This window comes from Nostoc cycadae WK-1 (assembly GCF_002897135.1).
Lineage (GTDB): Bacteria > Cyanobacteriota > Cyanobacteriia > Cyanobacteriales > Nostocaceae > Nostoc_B.
The window spans coordinates 106,909-107,913 of sequence record NZ_DF978439.1 but is presented as its reverse complement, the minus strand read 5'-3'; the positions used below and the strand labels follow the sequence as shown (position 1 = coordinate 107,913).

The window sequence follows — 1,005 nt, the reverse complement described above, 5'->3', positions numbered from 1 at the left end:
CAATGCCGCAATCGCATCTGGATTGCCTGTGCCAATTTCCCCTAAACTTAATGCTGCCTGCCTACGGGTGTAGTTATCCACATCAGATGATTGCAGCAGTTGCACCAATGCCGCGATCGCATCTTGATTGCCTGTACCGATTTTCCCTAAGCTATATGCTGCCAGGATACAGATGGAGTAACCCACATCAGATGATTGCAGCAGTTGCATCAATGCCGTAATTGCATCTTGATTGCCTGTGCTAATTTTCCCTAAGCTTTCTACTGCCAGCTTACGGGTGTAGTTATCCGCATCAGATGATCGCAGCATTTGGATCAATGCCGTAATTGCATCTTGATTGCCTGTGCCAATTTTCCCTAAGCTTTCTATTACCAGACTACGGGTGGAGTAATCCACATCAGATGATCGCAGCACTTGCACCAATGCCGAGATCGTATCTGGATTGCCTGGGTCGATTTCCCCTAAGATTGCTGCTGCCAGCAAACGGGTGGAGTAATCCACGTCAGATGATTGCAGCACTTGCACCAATGCCGAGATCGTATCTGGATTGCCTATGCCGATTTTCCCTAAGCTTTCTGCTGCTTGCTTACGGGTGTCCTCAACCACATCAGATGAATGCAGCAGTTGCACCAACGCCGCGATCGCATCTTGATTGCCTGTGCCGATTTCCCCTAAGCATTTTGCTGCCTCCCTATGAGTGAAGTAATCCACATCAGATAATTGCAGCAGTTGCACCAAAGCAGCGATCGCTTTTGTTTTTTCTGTTTGTTGTAGTGTTGATCTAGCTTCATATTCAATTGGATCAAGACATTGCTCCCACTTTTGTTTTTCTGATAAATAACCAAAACCCCATTTGACAATTTTCTCTACTATCTCATACCGTTTCACTTTAAGTTTGATACAAGTAGACCGCAGGGGGGCAGAGGAAAAGAGTAAACAACCAATGAATTTGTATCAAGATTTTCGTGAAATGGTATCACATCTTGCACCTGATAAAAAAAGACA

1 protein-coding gene is annotated in these 1,005 nt (G+C 45.1%); it reads right to left on the bottom strand.

What is annotated here, in order from left to right:
• Positions 1-888: HEAT repeat domain-containing protein (locus NCWK1_RS23915; protein WP_245894979.1), on the bottom strand; the 888-nt coding region annotated here is incomplete at its 3' end.
• Positions 889-1,005: the final 117 nt, after the last annotated feature.